The sequence below is a fragment of the Corynebacterium canis genome (assembly GCF_030408595.1).
Lineage (GTDB): Bacteria > Actinomycetota > Actinomycetes > Mycobacteriales > Mycobacteriaceae > Corynebacterium > Corynebacterium canis.
In genome coordinates this window covers 641,345-656,834 of the sequence record NZ_CP047080.1, presented here as the reverse complement: position 1 = coordinate 656,834, position 15,490 = coordinate 641,345, and the positions used below count along the sequence as shown (strand labels likewise).

Sequence of the window (15,490 nt, the reverse complement as noted above, 5' to 3'; positions counted from 1 at the left end):
CGCCATGACCCCGCGCTATAACGAATTCGGCCAAATTATCGGCCCCGCGATGCCACATTGGACGCCCGCCGAACCGCCGGCTCGGGTGACGCTTCAGGGCACATTTTGCCACCTCACGCCCCTCGACCCCGCCGCGCACTCCGAAGACTTATTCGAATCCTACGCCGCCGCCCCCGACGACAGCCTCTGGACCTACCTGCGCCACGGCCCCTTCCCCACGCTGCAAAGTTTCCGCGCGTGGGCCGATTCCACACCGTGCTTCTCGACGACCCGTTCACCTTCACCGTTGTAGAAAACGCGACCGGAAATGCGGTTGGCACAATTGCGCTCATGCGTATCGACTGCGCGAATGGTTCCATCGAGGTCGGCAACGTTACTTTTTCTCCGGCGATTCAACGGACGGCAATTTCCACCGAAGCACAATTTCTTTTAATGAATTACATATTCGAATCTCTGGGCTACCGGCGATACGAATGGAAGTGCGACTCTTACAATGCTCCCTCGATCAATGCGGCGAAGCGGCTGGGGTTCCAATATGAAGGAACTTTTAGAAACGCCGTGGTATATAACGGGCGCAGTCGGGACACCGCTTGGTTTTCCATAACCGATTCGGAATGGCAAATCCTTCGCCCTGGTTACCGCCGTTGGCTTTCCCCTGATAATTTTAAAAACGGGAAACAGGTGATGCGATTACAACAAGTTTTCAGCTCGCGTAACTGATAACTTTTTGTGCTTCATCGTATCGTTGCGCTTAAATTTTACCTATAGTATCCTGCGATTAGAAGCCCGATGCACCTACGATCGACTGAAAATAAGTGCACCGCACTTGCTAATCCCAAGGGTATTTGATGAGGTTTATTTCTGAAGCGCGACGAGTTATTTACGATAGTATTACCATCGGGGCTAACGATTTCCTTCGTGGCCATTTCCTTCTTGCAGAAAGCCAACGAAGCAATTTTCATCTTCTCGGGGCAAAAGCGGCGATTTTATCTCACCGCGTCGCCCCGCATTTCATTTGGAACACGGTCACAAGGAATTACCAAAACCAAGGGCTTGACGTGCTTGGACTGGGTTACCATTCGGTTGTTCTCGGGGACGGCGCCGATCGGGTCCGCAAAATCCATCACCGCACCCTGCATATGTTGCCGGAACATCGAAATGCCTACATCGACCGGCTGTACCGAAAACAAAGTATCCTGTACGAGTTTTTCCCCGAAGGAATGATCAAACGCCAAGAATTCGTTGTGGAAGAATTCCCCCTCAACCCATCGCTGCCAGTTGTCGTTGCTAAGCAGCCCCGCGTCTACGGAGAATTCCTCACCCGCGACCAGGTGCTAACCAATGACCTCGTCACCGACCCCAGCAAGGAAATGCACGACGAGGCGCGCACCTTGCCGGACATCGTCGGTAGTGACAACATGCTCATTCCCCAGGGCGAGAAAACCCCGGTGCTCATCGACACCATCCCCCTTTCCCAACACGATCCAAACGACTACGCCGCCTACCGCGCTGCCCGCGAAATCATGCACGAAGCCCTCAACGTTGACGCCTCCCAAGAGATCCAAAGCAAACCCGACTAACCGCCTCACTACCGCCGGCCTGTCGAATTTACCTGAGCGCGCAGACCGGCACCTCTCTAAATCACTGCACCGCCGGTAGGTTGTGGTCGCGCGCCCCACATACCGAAAGGTTGCATGCGACCGCCTAGGTCGATGGGTTGCACGCAACCGCCGACCTGGGGCTGGTCTTTCTATTCTTCATTAGGGGGTCTTACGAAGAAATTCCGGACGAATCTGGCCCAAAAACCTCGCAGCTCGTCTTTCCATTCTTCGTTAAGCACCCCAATGAAGAAATTCAGGACGATCGCAGGTCAACGGCAGCACACAACCCATCCGCCACAACCCATCCGCCGCAAACCCCCCGCCGCAACCCATCCTCGCCCGCAGAACCTACCCGCCGCGCTGGTAAGCCACCCAGCGTCTCCAGATCACGCGCGCGCCGGAGTGCAAAAAGGCCAGGGCTTCGCGCGCGAGGTGTTTGGCCAGCACGTTCCGGGGTGTCGGCGCGCCCACCACCCGCATGGGGATTTTGTGGTGCCAGGCCCAGAGTCGAACACGTGGTAGGTGATAGGTATTGGTCACCACGAGCCAGCCGCCGCCGCCAAGCAAGGCGTGCACGCGTTCGAGGTTTTCGTTGGTGGAGGTCGCGTGTTCTTCCAAAATAATGGCCTCCAAGGGCACGCCGCGCGCCACCAACCAGTCCCGCATATAGGGCGCTTCCCCATATCCGGTGACCACAACACAATGCCCAATATGCGGCAGTGCCGCCTCCAGCCTGCGGTCTAGCGCAGGTCCGGGGCGGCATCCCAGGATCACTACGGGTGTGCTCATTGGCCAAGCAGCCGATTGCGCAGCGCTTGATCCTTCTTCAATACCTCGTCACGCATGTTTTCCTGGTATTTCGCCATGCGTTCCAGCAATTCCGGCTGCCCGGCACCCAGGATGCGCACCGCCAATAGCCCGGCGTTTTTTGCCCCGCCGATAGAAACGGTGGCCACCGGCACCCCGCCGGGCATTTGCACGATGGATAGCAGCGAGTCCAGGCCATCGAGGTCCTGCAAGGCCCGCGGGATCCCAATCACCGGCAGCGGCGTCGCCGCGGCAACCATTCCGGGCAGGTGCGCGGCCCCGCCGGCGCAGGCGATGATGCATTTCAGTCCGCGCGTGTGTGCGTTGCGGGCGTAGTCCAGCATGCGCTCGGGCGTGCGGTGCGCGGACACCACCCCAACCTCGAATGGAATAACGAATTCTCGGAGGACCTCGGCGGCGGGTTCCACCGTGGGCCAATCGGAGTCGGAGCCCATAATCAGGCCGACCAAAGGCGACATATTAGTCCTTTCGTGCAAGGTGCCCGTCCGCCCAAACGGCGTGGACAAGGAAGTGAGCGGCGAGCTCGGCGCGGCGTCGTAACTCGTCGATGGGTTCGTCGGAGCAAATGTTAACGTGGCCGATTTTACGTCCCGGGCGCCAACCTTTGCCGTACAGGTGCACCTTCGCATCCGGGAACCGCTCCCACACCTTGCGGACGCGCTCCGTCATGGGCAGCGCGGGGTCCTCCTCGCCGCCCAGCACGTTTGCCATCACGGTCCACGTGCCCAGGCAACGGGTGGCGCCCAGCGGCCGGTCCAGCACCGCACGCAGGTGTTGTTCGAACTGGCTTGTTACGCACCCATCCTGGGTCCAGTGCCCCGTATTGTGGGGGCGCATGGCCAGCTCGTTCACCCAAATCCCGTCAACGGTTTCAAACAATTCCACCGCCATAACGCCGGTCACTTCGAGCGCTTCGGCGATGCGCCGGGCCAGGTCCGACGCGGCGTCGGCAAACACGCATTCGGGAGCCGGGGCAATGGCTTCTACGCAAATCCCGTCGCGCTGCACGGATTGCACCACCGGCCACGTGGCCACGGCGCCGCTCGGGGTGCGGGCGACCATCGCGGAGAGCTCGCGCACCAGCGGCATTTTGCGTTCGGCGAGCAGCGGCACGTGTTGGATCAATAGGGCGTCCACAAGCTTGATCAATTCGGTGCGGCTTCCCGGGAACCATACGCCCTTGCCGTCGTAGCCGCCGCGGCGGGCTTTCAGGCATACCTCGCCGCCCACGGAATCCCAGAATTCGAGCGCATCTTCGCGTGAGGCGATATCGGAAAACTCCGGCACCGGCGCGCCGATTTCCGCCAAACGCTGGCGCATCAGCAGCTTATCCTGCGCGTTTACCAGGGCTTCGGGCCCGGGCTGCACGTTCACCCCCTCCGCAACCAATTGGCGCAGGTGTTCGGTTGGCACGTGTTCGTGGTCGAAGGTGACCACGCTGGTTCCGGCGGCTACCCGGCGCAGCGCATCCAAATCGAGGTAATCGCCGAGCACCACGTCGGCTGCGACTTGCGCTGCGGAGGCGTCCCGCGCGCCTGCCAAAAGCCGGACGGATTGGCCGAGTTCGATGGCCTCGGTGTGCATCATGCGGGCCAGTTGGCCGTCGCCAATCACGGCGACTACGGGCATGCCCGGCGCGTGGGCGTCGGAGTTGCCGATATGAAGGTGGGCGTCAGTGGGGTGGTTACTCACGCGACTAACTATAGGCCAGCTGGTTAATCGTATCCGTAATTTTTTTCGCTTTGGGCACGCCCTCCACATAAACGGGGCCCGAACGCGTGTGCAAAGTGATCATGTTTCGGTAGCGCCCCGCCCCGCGCACCGCCGGCAGCGGAATGGTCACCGTGCGGGAAAACAACCCGGCGTTGCGCATTCGAATCTCTGTATCAGTAACCACGAAGCGGCGGCGGCGTTGCTTGATCAGCGGCAGCACGAAGCGCCACAGCACGCACAGCGCCCAGGCAAGCACCACCAGGTTGCGCCACCAATACCCCTCCCCATACACATCGCGGTCAAGGTATCCCACGCCGATCCAAAACAGGCCAGTGAGCGCCAGCAGCTCCAGCACCGGCAGCGCCATCGAACGTAGCGGCGAAGTCACGTCAACGTAGGTCATTGCAACCTCAGGTGCGTGACGTCGCCCGCCGCCAAGACATGGCTTACCCCGCGCTTATCGACGACGCGCAACCTACCGTCATCGGCCACGCCCACCGCCTCCCCGAGCAGCGTCTCATCCCCCGGTAAGAGTACTTTCACCTGCTGGCCGATGGAGGAGCACACCGAGCGATAATCCCTGATAAGCGTGGGATCATCATTGATCCACTGGGTTAGCCGCCGATGCAGCGCCAATAAGATTTGGGCCGTAAGTTCGGTGCGGTCAAACTCCATGCCGGGGAAGGCGAGGTCCAGGGAGATCGCGTGCGGCACGGGCAACTCGGCCTCCGTCAAGGAAACATTGAGCCCCAGGCCCATGACCAGCGCGGGATGCTCATCTAGGGCGACGGCCTCGCCGAGGATCCCACATAGTTTGCGCCCTTGCACGAGCACGTCGTTGGGCCATTTCAGGCGGGCGTCGATGGGCAGGGCGTCGAGAATCGCCAGCCCGGTAACCAGCGGCAGGGTGCCTAAACGTTGGCGCGTTTCCGCTGGTGGGCGCAGCAAAATCGAAAGGATAACCTGGCTTGACTTGGGTGCCGTCCAGACGCGCCCGTGCCTGCCGCGCCCGGCGCTTTGGTATTCCGTAACGGCCGCGGTCCACGCCGGAGCACCCTGCTGAGCTGCGGAAACGAGGTCCGCATTGGTGGATCCGGTGGATTCGGTATGCGTCACGTGCGCGTATGTTCCGGCCACGGCGGCGCGTAACCGGGGCATATCGAGCGGGTTGCGATCAGTCATGTGACCACTCTAACTGAGATGCGACTTGGCCAACACAATTTCTTTTCGCCGCCCCAAGCTTTGCATCGCTTAACGTTTTCCCTGCTCACGCCTAGTCGGCATTGAGCGGGAGCACACCGGGCTCTGCAACGTGTCATAAATCACTGGCGTTTTGTGGTGGAAACAAACGGGGTCATGGTCTAGTATTCCGAAACATGACTATTTCCTCACGTTTGATCGAGATCGCGCCAATGACCACTGCCGACAAGATCGCTGATCTGAAGGCACGTCGCGCAGAGGCGCAATACCCGGTCGGCCACCGCCCGGTGGCAAAGGTACACGACGCAGGTCGCCTCACCGCACGGGAACGCCTAGACTACCTTCTCGACGAGGGCTCCTTCATGGAGACGGATCAACTGACCCGCCACCGCACCCATGCGTTCGGTATGCAAAAGCGCCGCCCCACCACCGATGGCGTGATTACCGGCTGGGGCACCATTGACGGCCGTGAGGTGTGCATTTTCTCCCAGGACGGCACCGTGTTCGGCGGCGCGCTCGGCGAGGTGTACGGCGAGAAAATGATCAAGATCATGGAATTGGCCGTGGCTACCGGCCGCCCGCTCATCGGCCTGTACGAGGGTGCCGGCGCCCGCATCCAGGACGGCGCCGTGTCCCTGGACCTGATCGCCCAAACCTTCTACCACAACATCAACGCTTCCGGCGTGGTGCCGCAGATCTCCGTGATCATGGGTTCCTGCGCCGGCGGCAACGCCTACTCCCCCGCGCTGACGGACTTTGTGGTGATGGTGGACCAGACCTCCAAGATGTTTGTCACCGGCCCGGACGTGATCAAGACCGTGACCAGCGAGGACATTAGCCAGGAAGAGCTCGGCGGCGCCAGCGTGCACATGGAAAAGGCCGGTAACTCCCACTTCACCGCCACCAGCGATGAGGAGGCCTTGGATTGGGTGCAGGACCTGGTTTCCTTCCTGCCCTCCAATAACCGCATGCAGGCGCCGCTCGAAGATTACGAGCGCGAAGATGGCACCATCGAGGAGAACATGACCCCCGATGACCTCAAGCTGGATCACATCATCCCGGATTCCCCGACGATCCCTTACGATATCCGCGAGGTGATCGAAAGCATCACCGACGACGGCACCTATCTGGAGATCCAGGAGGACCGCGCGCCGAACGTGGTGATCGCCTTTGGCCGCGTGGAGGGGCAGTCCGTGGGCTTCGTGGCCAACCAGCCGATGCACTTCGCCGGTTGCTTGGACATTGACGCTTCGGAAAAGGCCGCGCGCTTCGTCCGCACTTGCGATGCCTTTAATATTCCTATCGTAATGCTGGTGGACGTCCCCGGTTTCCTCCCCGGCTCCGGCCAGGAGTATGACGGCATTCTGCGCCGCGGTGCGAAGCTGTTGTACGCCTATGGTGAGGCTACCGTTCCGAAGATCACTGTCACCCTGCGCAAGGCCTACGGCGGCGCGTATTGCGTCATGGGCTCCAAGGGCTTGGGCGCGGATGTGAACTTGGCGTGGCCGACCGCGCAGATCGCCGTGATGGGCGCTGCGGGCGCCGTGGGCTTCCTGTACCGCCGCGAGATTGCCGACGCCGCGGCTCGCGGTTTGGACGTTGCCGAGCTCACCAAGTCCTTCGAACGCGAGTACGAGGATTACATGCTCACCCCGTACCTCGCCGCCGAGCGTGGGCTTATCGACGCCGTGATTGTGCCCTCCGAAACCCGCGGCCAGATTGCGCGCAACCTGCGCCTGCTACGGGACAAGAATGTGGCTCGTCCGGCCCGTAAACACGGCAATATTCCACTGTAAACAACCACCCCCAGGGTTACCCCTGGGGTTTTGTGTGATCTACTGCGGTTACCCCCAAATATGTGGGAAAAACCACGTAAGTTCGCAGTAGTTCCCCCACACTGGCAAAAAACAGCGAACAAAGATTTACACTGATTGCCATGACTGCTGCCAACACCGGCGCCGAAGCGCCTGATCTCACCACTACCGCCGGCAAGCTGGCTGACCTACGCGCCCGCATTGCCGAGACCCAAGCCCCGATGGGCCAAGCCGCTGTGGAGAAGTCCCACACGGCTGGGAAGAAGACCGCGCGCGAGCGCATCGAATACCTCCTTGACGAAGGTTCGTTCGTAGAGATCGACGCCCTCGCACGCCACCGCTCCAAGAACTTCGGGCTCGACGCGAAGCGCCCCGTAACGGACGGTGTTGTGACCGGTTATGGCACCATCGATGGCCGCAAGGTCTGTGTGTTCTCCCAGGACGGCGCGATTTTCGGCGGCGCCCTCGGTGAGGTGTATGGCGAGAAGATCGTCAAGATCATGGACATGGCCATCAAGACCGGTGTGCCGCTCATCGGCATCAATGAAGGCGCCGGCGCCCGCATCCAGGAGGGCGTGGTTTCGCTGGGCCTGTATTCCCAGATCTTCTTCCGCAATACCCAGGCTTCCGGTGTGATCCCGCAGATCTCCCTCATTATGGGTGCCTGCGCCGGTGGCCACGTGTACTCCCCCGCGCTGACCGACTTCATCATCATGGTGGACAAGACCTCCAAGATGTTTATCACCGGCCCGGACGTGATCAAGACCGTGACCGGCGAGGAAGTCACGCAGGAAGAGCTGGGTGGCGCGCACACCCATATGGCCACCTCCGGTACCTCCCACTACACCGCTTCCGACGATGCCGACGCCCTCGATTGGGTGCGCGAACTGGTGTCCTACCTGCCGCAGAACAACCGTGCGGAAGCCCCGCGCGCGGAGGCGGACATCATGGTGGGCTCCATCCAGGAAAACATCAACGATTCCGACCTTGAGCTGGATACCCTGATCCCGGATTCCCCGAACCAGCCGTACGACATGAAGGATGTGATCACCCGCATCGTCGACGATGGCGAATTCTTTGAAATCCAGGAAGGCTACGCGGAGAACATCCTTATCGGCTTTGGCCGCGTGGAGGGTCGTTCCGTGGGCATCGTGGCCAACCAGCCGATGCAATTCGCGGGCTGCTTGGACATCAAGGCTTCCGAAAAGGCCGCCCGCTTCGTCCGCACTTGCGACGCCTTTAATATCCCGATCATCGAATTCGTTGACGTCCCCGGCTTCCTGCCCGGCACCAACGAAGAGTACAACGGCATTATCCGCCGCGGTGCGAAGCTGCTCTACGCATATTGCGAGGCCACGGTTGGCAAGATCACCGTGATCACCCGCAAGTCCTACGGCGGCGCGTATTGCGTGATGGGCGGCAAGGAAATGGGTGCGGACCTTGTCCTGGCATGGCCCACCGCCCAGATCGCCGTCATGGGTGCCGCCGGTGCCGTTGGCTTTATCTACCGCAAGGAGATCAAGGCCGCCGCCGCCGAGGGCAAGGACGTGATGAAGGTGATGAAGGAGTACGAGCGCACGTACGAAGACACCCTGGTCAACCCCTATATGGCCGCCGAGCGTGGCTACGTGGATGCGGTTATCCCGCCGTCCGAAACCCGCGGCCAGATCATCGAAGGCCTGCGTCTGCTGGACCGCAAGGTTGTTCAGGTTCCGGCCAAGAAGCACGGCAATATCCCGCTGTAAACCGAAAGGCTCTCTATGTCCGAGGACATCACCACGAGTGAGGTCAAGAAACCCTTCCTGACCATTGTCAACGGGAACCCCGATGACACCCAGGTGGCAGCGCTGACCGCGCTGTTTGCAACCATGGCTTCCAACGCCGTTGCCCAGGAAGCGGAACGCGAGCGCAACATGTGGGGCAGCTACGACGATCGCCTGCGCATGCACGCCTCCTACAACCCCGCCTCATTCCGCAACGTGAGCTTCTACTAGCAGTAGACGCCGCAGAATACACCGAACTCCCCCGCTTGTTGGCCGGGGGAGTTTTTTATTGCCAAGGCATAAGGTCATCGGATTTGATGCCCCCTATTCTTGGGCTTGAGTATTTCAGACAAATCTGAGTGATACCACAATGAATAACAAAATGGTTTCAGCTTTTGAGCTGTGTAATATTCGCAGCCGGGCCTTCGATACACTGAGTGAATAGCTCGAGAAGTACTTCCCTATCCTGAATCTTCCACCCATAAAGATTCTGGGCTATTTCATTGTTTTGTAACTCGAACCGGAGGACACCATGATCAGCAAATTCTACCGCCGCGTCATGACCGCGGGCGCCACCGCCCTCGTCGCAGGCACCGCGCTTATCCCCCAAGCCGCCGCCGCTGACCTCAGCCAGACCGTTAAGGAATCAATTCAGGAGTTCCTCTGGAACGCCCTGAACACCATCTTCTGGATTCCCGCAGGCATTTCCATGGAGCTCGGCATCTTCGACCTGCTCGGCAAACTGTCCGGCAACTAAAACCTAAGGCCATTACACAAACCGGCCGCAGATTAACCAGCAAAAGGGCACCAACGTGTAGTTTGGTGCCCTTTTGCCGTGCCAACCTATCTCGAATACACAGCTCCCCTGTACATCATCTATTTTTGGGAGCACTGCAGTGACGGCGATAGCGACTATTACAGCCAGCGGACCGAGATCGTACGTGGTGCCTCCAATGTTCTTCGGGTCATCGATTTGGCGAACTAGGAAATCTCCAAGGAAGAAGGGGACGTGACGTTCGGCGTCTTCGCGATAGCACCGGACCCGAGCGGAACGAGCGGGGACATTGAGCTGATCCCCGTGAGGCCCGATTGCTACGGGCACTATCGCAAGACTAGTGGGCTGGGCGGCCTTTCCCGCCTGCTCCGCCGGAAATATTCATAACCAATAAAATTCATAGCCAATAATGATTAATAGCCTGTACACTGGCCCGCAAGCTCACCCTAGGTGAATCCAACTCACGAGATGGAGGTGCTCTATATTCAGCACATTGAAACTTGGAAGAGTTTTAGCCAACTCGTCTTCCTCGTTCGACACCATTTGAACTAGCTATTATTTTCTACCCGATTGGAGAAAACCCATGTTCACCAAACTCGGACGACGCGCCCTCACTGCCTCCGCAACCGCCATCACCGCTGGCGCGGTACTGATCCCAGCCGCCGCCGCTGACGACGGAGGCTCTAACTTCGATATCGTCACCTCCATCTGGTATGGCAGCGCATACGCACTTGAATTCATCTACCAACTAGGCCTCGGGCCAGTGCTTGAACTGCTGTCCACTGGCCGGTAGAGACGATCTGATGTGATCGCACCAACGTTGAGGCTTATTCGGTACCAGCTGAATAAGCCTCAACGCATGTTTGTGCGCAATTCCCGAAGGTGGCAAACCAAACGGGGCACTGCTGTCGAACAAACCTTCCCAACGTCATTGTAATCGCACAAATCTACCTGCCCAATTGCGTCGTCCACCTTTGAAATTGGAAACTTATCGCTCAAACTTTTACCTTTAGCACCCACTAAGAGATGCTGTTTTTTCAGAATTTGCTGAATTTCTTTACGCCCCATACTACGCCGACGAATGTCTTGTACATGGCCCAGCAACCAAGTCTCAAAGCTCTCATTAGACACCACAAACGTGTAACGAGTTTTACGTCGACTTGCACGTCGCGCTGCCCGAAAAGCCTGCTCAAACTGTTTGTCACTAGTATCATCGACATCGACAACCAAAAACACTTCGGAATATCGAGCGTTACTATCTCGATCAATTTTGACAAGTGCCGAGTCAATCATCCTCTCGGGCGATTCGGAAATCGGCAAAATCCGCAGACTCGGTATCTCCCACTGTTTACGCAGCCGCTCGAAGTACTCAACTTCAGTCACTTTGCCTTGGACTACGAGCATCAATGCAACTTTTGGCTGTCGGGAGGCTTTAGGTTTTTTACGCCGATTACTCCGCCGATTCACCACTTGCCTCGAAATCCTTACGCCGCATCGATTCCAACGCCAATTTCAACCCGCTCCCTTCCGTAATTGGTACTGCCCCAAAAACGCCTTGAAAATACCTACGCTCAATGTTATGAGGTTCACGCAAAGCAAACTCGTCAAGGGCTACCAGCGTTGATTCAACCCCATGCTTTTCTGCAAACCAGACCTCTTCACGATCAAGTGCTTCTATGGGATGCTTCCCCAACAGCGTGATGTCATGTGTAGTAAAGATCAGTTGCGCCCCATTCGTATTTAATTCAGGATCTCCGAAATAGCCGATGAGCTCTCGTACAAGTGCTGGGTGTAAACTACTGTCAATTTCATCAATCACGAGCACGGAACCTTTTTGCAAAGCCAAATATGCAGGAATCGCGACATCCATCCAAACGCGCGTGCCTTGAGATTCATCGTCCTCACTAAGGCTAAATGCATCATCACCTTCGCCATGACGGAATTCGATGTATTTTATATAGTTTTCAATATCTTCAATTCCCAGCTTCGAAGGATCGTCGAGAATTTCTAAATCGCCACTCTCACGATTCACTATAAAATGAATTCGCTTGATATCCTCAGGTAACTTTTCCTCAACTACGCGAACATCTGACACCCCAACATCAGCAGTACTCAATGCAAGTTTTAGCAGCTTCAGCCAATGGCCATGTTTTGCTGCAATGTCAATAACCCACGCATGACGGGTGTCGCGATCCTCATCATCGCAAGTCACCATCGGCAGTAGCGAGTCTATCCACCACCGAGCGCCACCTATAAAACGTCCTGGAGTCTTTACCGTTAGCCATGCAGAAAACGTCAACACCCAGGGCGTCATAAATTCAGAAATATTATCGCGCGCAGCTTTTGGGATATCCAGATTCTTATTGAATTGAATTTCGTCTCGCGTACGATGAAAAACCTCCTTCCATGAACGCTTCTCGTTTGCATCGAGAATTTCACTCACCACGCCTTGAGCATCTAAGGTCAAAACCCATCGGTATCGAATATCATCCGCGACATATTCAAGATCAAACACGACATCATCCCCCATCTTGTGGCGATGGGGATCATAGAGCCTCTTCAGCACATCAGGATTGCGAAGCGACGACAGCACTGCCGTCTTCAAATGCCCCAAAGGCGCAATTACGTTCGATTTTCCGGCTGCGTTCGCCCCAAAGATCGCCGCTCGGGGTAGCACCAACGCTCGCCAGTGTTCACCCAGTCGAGGACGCAACGTGTGAAAGCTACGCCGTTGCAAGTCTAGCGTCACTTCCTCGGCGAATGAACGATAGTTCTCCAAAGTCATAGAAAGTAACATGCACTTAGAATAGGCATAAAAGTCTGGTTTTTGCATATTTTATGCGAAATTACCCCTTAATTAGCGCATTCTCCCAACATAGCAGGTGCACTGAACGTCGCGGCGCAGACAAGCAGCGATCGGCCAACCCCCTGGCGAACCCTACAGCAGCGAATTATCAGAGCAGTGCAACGTTTCGGCCCGTCGCTCCGATAGCGTAAATAGCAGCCCAAACGCATTTGATTTTCTGAGATTGCCACCCCTCAGCTTTTGGGCTGCGTCCCTATTCTTGGGTTGATTTCCGGCGGCAGACGCCTACGCGCGCCCTTGCTCTCACACACCCCCATCAGCGGAATTAACCAAGCCCAGTCTCACGCCCACCCTCGAGGTTATTCAGCCTCGGGGAAGTAATGTGCTGCGGCAAACAGATCTTCCTTCGCAATCACCTTGCGCTTCATGGGACGTGATACCACCGTATATTGCATCATCTACTCCGCCTTTGTTGCGGTTTTGCTAGGACAGTGCGTTGAGGATGCGTTGGGCTTCCTTGTTGTGGTCATGTTGCTGCGATCGCCAGCTCACGAAACCATGGTCAGGCAGATTCGACACGCCGGAACTCTGGAGCCGGTGTTTCCGCAGGAACGCAAAACACCCTTGTTACATCTGCCTCAGGCAGATCTGACAGGGCCTGACGCTTCGAAAAGATTCAAACTGTAGAAGGGGTGAGCAGTGCGACAGCTGGTATCCAGGCCGGTTGAGCCACCGCCCACACGGCATGAGCGGAGCAACAACCAAAAACAGCGAACCGAACCACTGTGCAACCCGGGAGTCACACTCCCCCTCCGCATTATTCCGCCTCTCTAAACCCCTCCACCTCAGCAAACAGCGTTTCCTCCGGAATCGCCTCACGTTCAATTGGCCGCGATACCACCGTGTATTGCATGAGGTGCTCCACTCCCATATTCACGCTTGTGCTGCAACCTCCCCATGTGCCTGTGGAAACCACGGAGGTATAGGTCAAGCCGTTACAAGTTGCGCCCGCATTGCCCATTGTGGATTGATTGACCATTACTCGGGAGGTTTCCACCTGGGCGATCACTTCAGCGATTTTGGCTGCGGCTTTTTCGTCTTCCCTGATACATAGGCCACAGGAATGGCCCCGCCCGCAGGCCCGCAGAATCTCCGCCGCATGGGCGCAGGCGTGGCTGAAATCCTCCCACGACTGCACTGTAATCACCGGCGCTAGTTTTTCCCCGAGCTCAGGGCCGAGACTATCACCGCCACGAGGCAGCACGATAGGTGCATGATCACCTTCTAGTTCCGCGTCGATGCCCGCCGCAGCTAAGATCCGGCCGGCGGCCACACCCAAAAGGTTTCGGCAAGCCTTCCCATCAGGCCAAAGAGTTTCTATGACGCGCTCTGTTTCTTCTTCGGTGCAGACATACGCTCCGTGGCTGCTTAAAAGTTCGAGTAATTGAGGGTAGCGGCGTCGGTGAACAAGGATATTGCTCTCTGAGGAACAAGACGTGCCGTTATTGTAGGCCGCACCGCGCGTAATGGTGCGGGCGATCTCGTCCAAATCAACGCCTTCGTCAACGATCACAGTCGCATTCCCAGTCCCAGAGCTAATCGCGGGTGTTCCGCTGTGGTAGGCGCGTTGGACTACGCCCTTGCCGCCGGTGGCGATAACAAAGTCGGCCGCCTCCATGAGTGTTGCCACGCCTTTCCGGTCAAGGGGTGGTGCGAGCTGCACGAGGTATGGTGATGCCCCGCTTGCGGCGAGCGCGTGTTGAATCCAGGCAACCAGCCTTTCGATCACCGCCCTAGTAGCCGGGTGTGGGCTCACGATAATCGCATTGCCTGCTTTCAGCGCCATAAGCACCGTGGTGGCCACCGCCGAGGTGGGTGCGGTGGTAGGCGTGATCAGCGCAATCACTCCAAGAGGGCGGGCCCACCATTCCAGCCCTCGTGCGTGGTCAACGCGGATTTTCCCTACCGTTGCCTGACCGTAAAGGTCTGCGAGCGTCCCCAAAACCCTGTTCCTGTGGAGCTCTTCAATATCATCCGCATCCCCAAGCCCGGTGGCCCCCACAACATCCCGCCCCAAACCCGCGACATGGTCGGGCCGGTAACATGCCCAGCCCACATGAGCGACGATGCGGTCGATGTGGTGTTGGTTCGCGTCGAGGGCGCGATGGGCGGTGTGGGCGGCGTCGATAAGCGTGTCTATGTCCTCCATCATCGAAAAGAGTCCCCCTTTTCGTGGTTTAGACGGTGCATGGGGCTAGTGCGTTGGAGGCGAGTTGGCACAGGCTAGCGTTGCTGAGTTTCCAGCGCCCGTCGATGGCAATAAACGTGAGCTGTTGTTCGCGGCTGCCCATACCAACAAGGGTGGTCACCAATGTGGCGTGCATGGCGGACCCGTCCACATACACGGAGCCTTCTTTAATGCTCCAGCTGTAGACGGCCTTGGAGAGCTCGAGCGCTTGGGCGATTGCGCTCACGGTGGGCAGACCCGCTTCCCCGCCCTCGAGATTGCTGGCGATATCCCCGGCGGGGGTGTGCGGGTGCAATAGTGCGCCCAGATGTCCCTGGAGCTGCGCGGCATCCATGCCGGGCGGAATTGCTGGCTCCGCTGCGGGGGCTGGTGCCTCGGGTTGCGCAACGGGAGCCACCGCAGCACCAGCATCGCCGCCACCAGCCGCCGGAGCCACCGGAGCGACCGCCGCAGTCTGCGTATTTTGGGCGGGAGCCGCAGCTCGTGGCGTCGCGGCAACTCCTGCGGTTTGCGTGCGTTCGGTTGTCGCGCCCCCTAGGGTGATTTCCGCGACGGGCCGCTGGGCTGCTTGCGATTGCGCCACCAGGTCCGTGCTGTAGCGCAGGATCCCGAACGCGCCCCCAACGATCACCACGGCGGAAATCAGCGCGGAACAGCCCATCGCGGTGAGCACGGTGGGCCAGTTCACCTCCCCCGCCGTGCGTCCGCCGCGGCGGGCTGTGCTGGTATCCGTGGTCATTTC

The 15,490-nt window shown here is 58.3% G+C and carries 18 protein-coding genes; 9 read left to right on the top strand and 9 right to left on the bottom strand.

The genetic code is table 11. The features are described 5' to 3' along the window. Window positions 1-4 precede the first annotated feature (4 nt). The 3 genes from CCANI_RS02900 to CCANI_RS02890 all read left to right on the top strand — a co-directional run bounded on the left by CCANI_RS02900 (window position 5) and on the right by CCANI_RS02890 (window position 1,580). The gene (locus CCANI_RS02900; protein WP_246118179.1) at window positions 5-292 is read left to right on the top strand and encodes a hypothetical protein; all 288 of its coding nucleotides are present in this window, start codon (window positions 5-7) and stop codon (window positions 290-292) included. Then, complete coding sequence (locus CCANI_RS02895) at window positions 256-720, top strand: GNAT family N-acetyltransferase (protein WP_246118180.1); 465 nt, start codon at window positions 256-258, stop codon at window positions 718-720. Before CCANI_RS02900 ends, CCANI_RS02895 begins: the two co-directional genes overlap by 37 nt. A 128-nt stretch (window positions 721-848) precedes the next feature. Beyond that, window positions 849-1,580 carry a hypothetical protein gene (locus tag CCANI_RS02890; RefSeq protein ID WP_146323900.1) on the top strand — a complete coding sequence of 244 codons (732 nt, stop codon included), beginning with the start codon at window positions 849-851 and terminating at the stop codon, window positions 1,578-1,580. A gap of 369 nt (window positions 1,581-1,949) precedes the next feature. Here CCANI_RS02890 and CCANI_RS02885 read toward each other — a convergent pair whose 3' ends face one another. Genes CCANI_RS02885 through CCANI_RS02865 form a run of 5 tightly spaced genes read right to left on the bottom strand, consistent with a single transcriptional unit; the run spans window position 1,950 to window position 5,324 of the window. Then, window positions 1,950-2,390, bottom strand: a complete 441-nt coding sequence (locus CCANI_RS02885; RefSeq protein WP_146323901.1) for a YdcF family protein — start codon at window positions 2,388-2,390, stop codon at window positions 1,950-1,952. Further along, a complete protein-coding gene (gene purE, locus CCANI_RS02880; RefSeq protein ID WP_146323902.1) occupies window positions 2,387-2,887 on the bottom strand; it encodes a 5-(carboxyamino)imidazole ribonucleotide mutase in 501 nt (166 codons plus the stop codon). Before purE ends, CCANI_RS02885 begins: the two co-directional genes overlap by 4 nt. 1 nt (window position 2,888) lies before the next feature. Continuing rightward, the gene (locus CCANI_RS02875; protein ID WP_281284990.1) at window positions 2,889-4,121 is read right to left on the bottom strand and encodes a 5-(carboxyamino)imidazole ribonucleotide synthase; all 1,233 of its coding nucleotides are present in this window, start codon (window positions 4,119-4,121) and stop codon (window positions 2,889-2,891) included. 4 nt (window positions 4,122-4,125) lie between these two features. Then, a complete protein-coding gene (locus CCANI_RS02870) occupies window positions 4,126-4,545 on the bottom strand; it encodes a PH domain-containing protein (protein ID WP_146323904.1) in 420 nt (139 codons plus the stop codon). Then, complete coding sequence (locus CCANI_RS02865) at window positions 4,542-5,324, bottom strand: biotin--[acetyl-CoA-carboxylase] ligase (RefSeq protein ID WP_146323905.1); 783 nt, start codon at window positions 5,322-5,324, stop codon at window positions 4,542-4,544. Before CCANI_RS02865 ends, CCANI_RS02870 begins: the two co-directional genes overlap by 4 nt. Before the next feature lie 194 nt (window positions 5,325-5,518). Here CCANI_RS02865 and CCANI_RS02860 point away from each other — a divergent pair, with 194 nt between their 5' ends. The 5 genes from CCANI_RS02860 (at window position 5,519) to CCANI_RS02840 (ending at window position 10,487) form a co-directional block, all read left to right on the top strand. Continuing rightward, window positions 5,519-7,138, top strand: a complete 1,620-nt coding sequence (locus CCANI_RS02860; RefSeq protein ID WP_146323906.1) for an acyl-CoA carboxylase subunit beta — start codon at window positions 5,519-5,521, stop codon at window positions 7,136-7,138. Between the two features lie 140 nt (window positions 7,139-7,278). Beyond that, a complete protein-coding gene (locus CCANI_RS02855) occupies window positions 7,279-8,901 on the top strand; it encodes an acyl-CoA carboxylase subunit beta (RefSeq protein WP_146323907.1) in 1,623 nt (540 codons plus the stop codon). 15 nt (window positions 8,902-8,916) lie between these two features. Continuing rightward, entirely contained in the window at window positions 8,917-9,150 is a 234-nt protein-coding gene (locus CCANI_RS02850; RefSeq protein WP_146323908.1) for an acyl-CoA carboxylase subunit epsilon, read from the top strand. 301 nt (window positions 9,151-9,451) lie between these two features. Next, on the top strand, window positions 9,452-9,676 hold the full coding sequence (locus CCANI_RS02845) for a hypothetical protein (protein WP_146323909.1): 225 nt from the start codon (window positions 9,452-9,454) through the stop codon (window positions 9,674-9,676). Window positions 9,677-10,277: 601 nt separating this feature from the next. After that, the gene (locus CCANI_RS02840; RefSeq protein ID WP_146323910.1) at window positions 10,278-10,487 is read left to right on the top strand and encodes a hypothetical protein; all 210 of its coding nucleotides are present in this window, start codon (window positions 10,278-10,280) and stop codon (window positions 10,485-10,487) included. A gap of 59 nt (window positions 10,488-10,546) precedes the next feature. Here the strand turns inward: CCANI_RS02840 and CCANI_RS02835 are convergent, their stop codons facing one another. Together CCANI_RS02835 and CCANI_RS02830 are read right to left on the bottom strand one after the other, a co-directional pair. Beyond that, a complete protein-coding gene (locus CCANI_RS02835) occupies window positions 10,547-11,098 on the bottom strand; it encodes an RloB family protein (protein WP_146323911.1) in 552 nt (183 codons plus the stop codon). Between the two features lie 46 nt (window positions 11,099-11,144). Beyond that, entirely contained in the window at window positions 11,145-12,479 is a 1,335-nt protein-coding gene (locus tag CCANI_RS02830; RefSeq protein WP_290211535.1) for an AAA family ATPase, read from the bottom strand. Window positions 12,480-12,926: 447 nt separating this feature from the next. Here CCANI_RS02830 and CCANI_RS02825 point away from each other — a divergent pair, with 447 nt between their 5' ends. Continuing rightward, the gene (locus tag CCANI_RS02825; RefSeq protein ID WP_146323913.1) at window positions 12,927-13,187 is read left to right on the top strand and encodes a hypothetical protein; all 261 of its coding nucleotides are present in this window, start codon (window positions 12,927-12,929) and stop codon (window positions 13,185-13,187) included. 130 nt (window positions 13,188-13,317) lie between these two features. Here the strand turns inward: CCANI_RS02825 and CCANI_RS02820 are convergent, their stop codons facing one another. Together CCANI_RS02820 and CCANI_RS02815 are read right to left on the bottom strand one after the other, a co-directional pair. Beyond that, window positions 13,318-14,712 carry an aldehyde dehydrogenase family protein gene (locus CCANI_RS02820; RefSeq protein ID WP_146323914.1) on the bottom strand — a complete coding sequence of 465 codons (1,395 nt, stop codon included), beginning with the start codon at window positions 14,710-14,712 and terminating at the stop codon, window positions 13,318-13,320. Between the two features lie 25 nt (window positions 14,713-14,737). Next, on the bottom strand, window positions 14,738-15,487 hold the full coding sequence (locus CCANI_RS02815; RefSeq protein WP_146323915.1) for an MTB12 C-terminal domain-containing protein: 750 nt from the start codon (window positions 15,485-15,487) through the stop codon (window positions 14,738-14,740). Between the last annotated feature and the right edge of the window lie 3 nt (window positions 15,488-15,490).

Bases quoted from the DNA above. Each gene is read 5' to 3' on its own strand.
- CCANI_RS02900 (WP_246118179.1), top strand. From the start codon at position 5: ATGACCCCGCGCTATAACGAATTCGGCCAAATTATCGGCCCCGCGATG.
- CCANI_RS02890 (WP_146323900.1), top strand. From the start codon at position 849: ATGAGGTTTATTTCTGAAGCGCGACGAGTTATTTACGATAGTATTACC.
- CCANI_RS02885 (WP_146323901.1), bottom strand. From the start codon at position 2,390: ATGAGCACACCCGTAGTGATCCTGGGATGCCGCCCCGGACCTGCGCTA.
- purE (WP_146323902.1), bottom strand. From the start codon at position 2,887: ATGTCGCCTTTGGTCGGCCTGATTATGGGCTCCGACTCCGATTGGCCC.
- CCANI_RS02870 (WP_146323904.1), bottom strand. From the start codon at position 4,545: ATGACCTACGTTGACGTGACTTCGCCGCTACGTTCGATGGCGCTGCCG.
- CCANI_RS02865 (WP_146323905.1), bottom strand. From the start codon at position 5,324: ATGACTGATCGCAACCCGCTCGATATGCCCCGGTTACGCGCCGCCGTG.
- CCANI_RS02860 (WP_146323906.1), top strand. From the start codon at position 5,519: ATGACTATTTCCTCACGTTTGATCGAGATCGCGCCAATGACCACTGCC.
- CCANI_RS02855 (WP_146323907.1), top strand. From the start codon at position 7,279: ATGACTGCTGCCAACACCGGCGCCGAAGCGCCTGATCTCACCACTACC.
- CCANI_RS02850 (WP_146323908.1), top strand. From the start codon at position 8,917: ATGTCCGAGGACATCACCACGAGTGAGGTCAAGAAACCCTTCCTGACC.
- CCANI_RS02845 (WP_146323909.1), top strand. From the start codon at position 9,452: ATGATCAGCAAATTCTACCGCCGCGTCATGACCGCGGGCGCCACCGCC.
- CCANI_RS02840 (WP_146323910.1), top strand. From the start codon at position 10,278: ATGTTCACCAAACTCGGACGACGCGCCCTCACTGCCTCCGCAACCGCC.
- CCANI_RS02835 (WP_146323911.1), bottom strand. From the start codon at position 11,098: ATGCTCGTAGTCCAAGGCAAAGTGACTGAAGTTGAGTACTTCGAGCGG.
- CCANI_RS02830 (WP_290211535.1), bottom strand. From the start codon at position 12,479: ATGACTTTGGAGAACTATCGTTCATTCGCCGAGGAAGTGACGCTAGAC.
- CCANI_RS02825 (WP_146323913.1), top strand. From the start codon at position 12,927: ATGGGACGTGATACCACCGTATATTGCATCATCTACTCCGCCTTTGTT.
- CCANI_RS02820 (WP_146323914.1), bottom strand. From the start codon at position 14,712: ATGATGGAGGACATAGACACGCTTATCGACGCCGCCCACACCGCCCAT.
- CCANI_RS02815 (WP_146323915.1), bottom strand. From the start codon at position 15,487: ATGACCACGGATACCAGCACAGCCCGCCGCGGCGGACGCACGGCGGGG.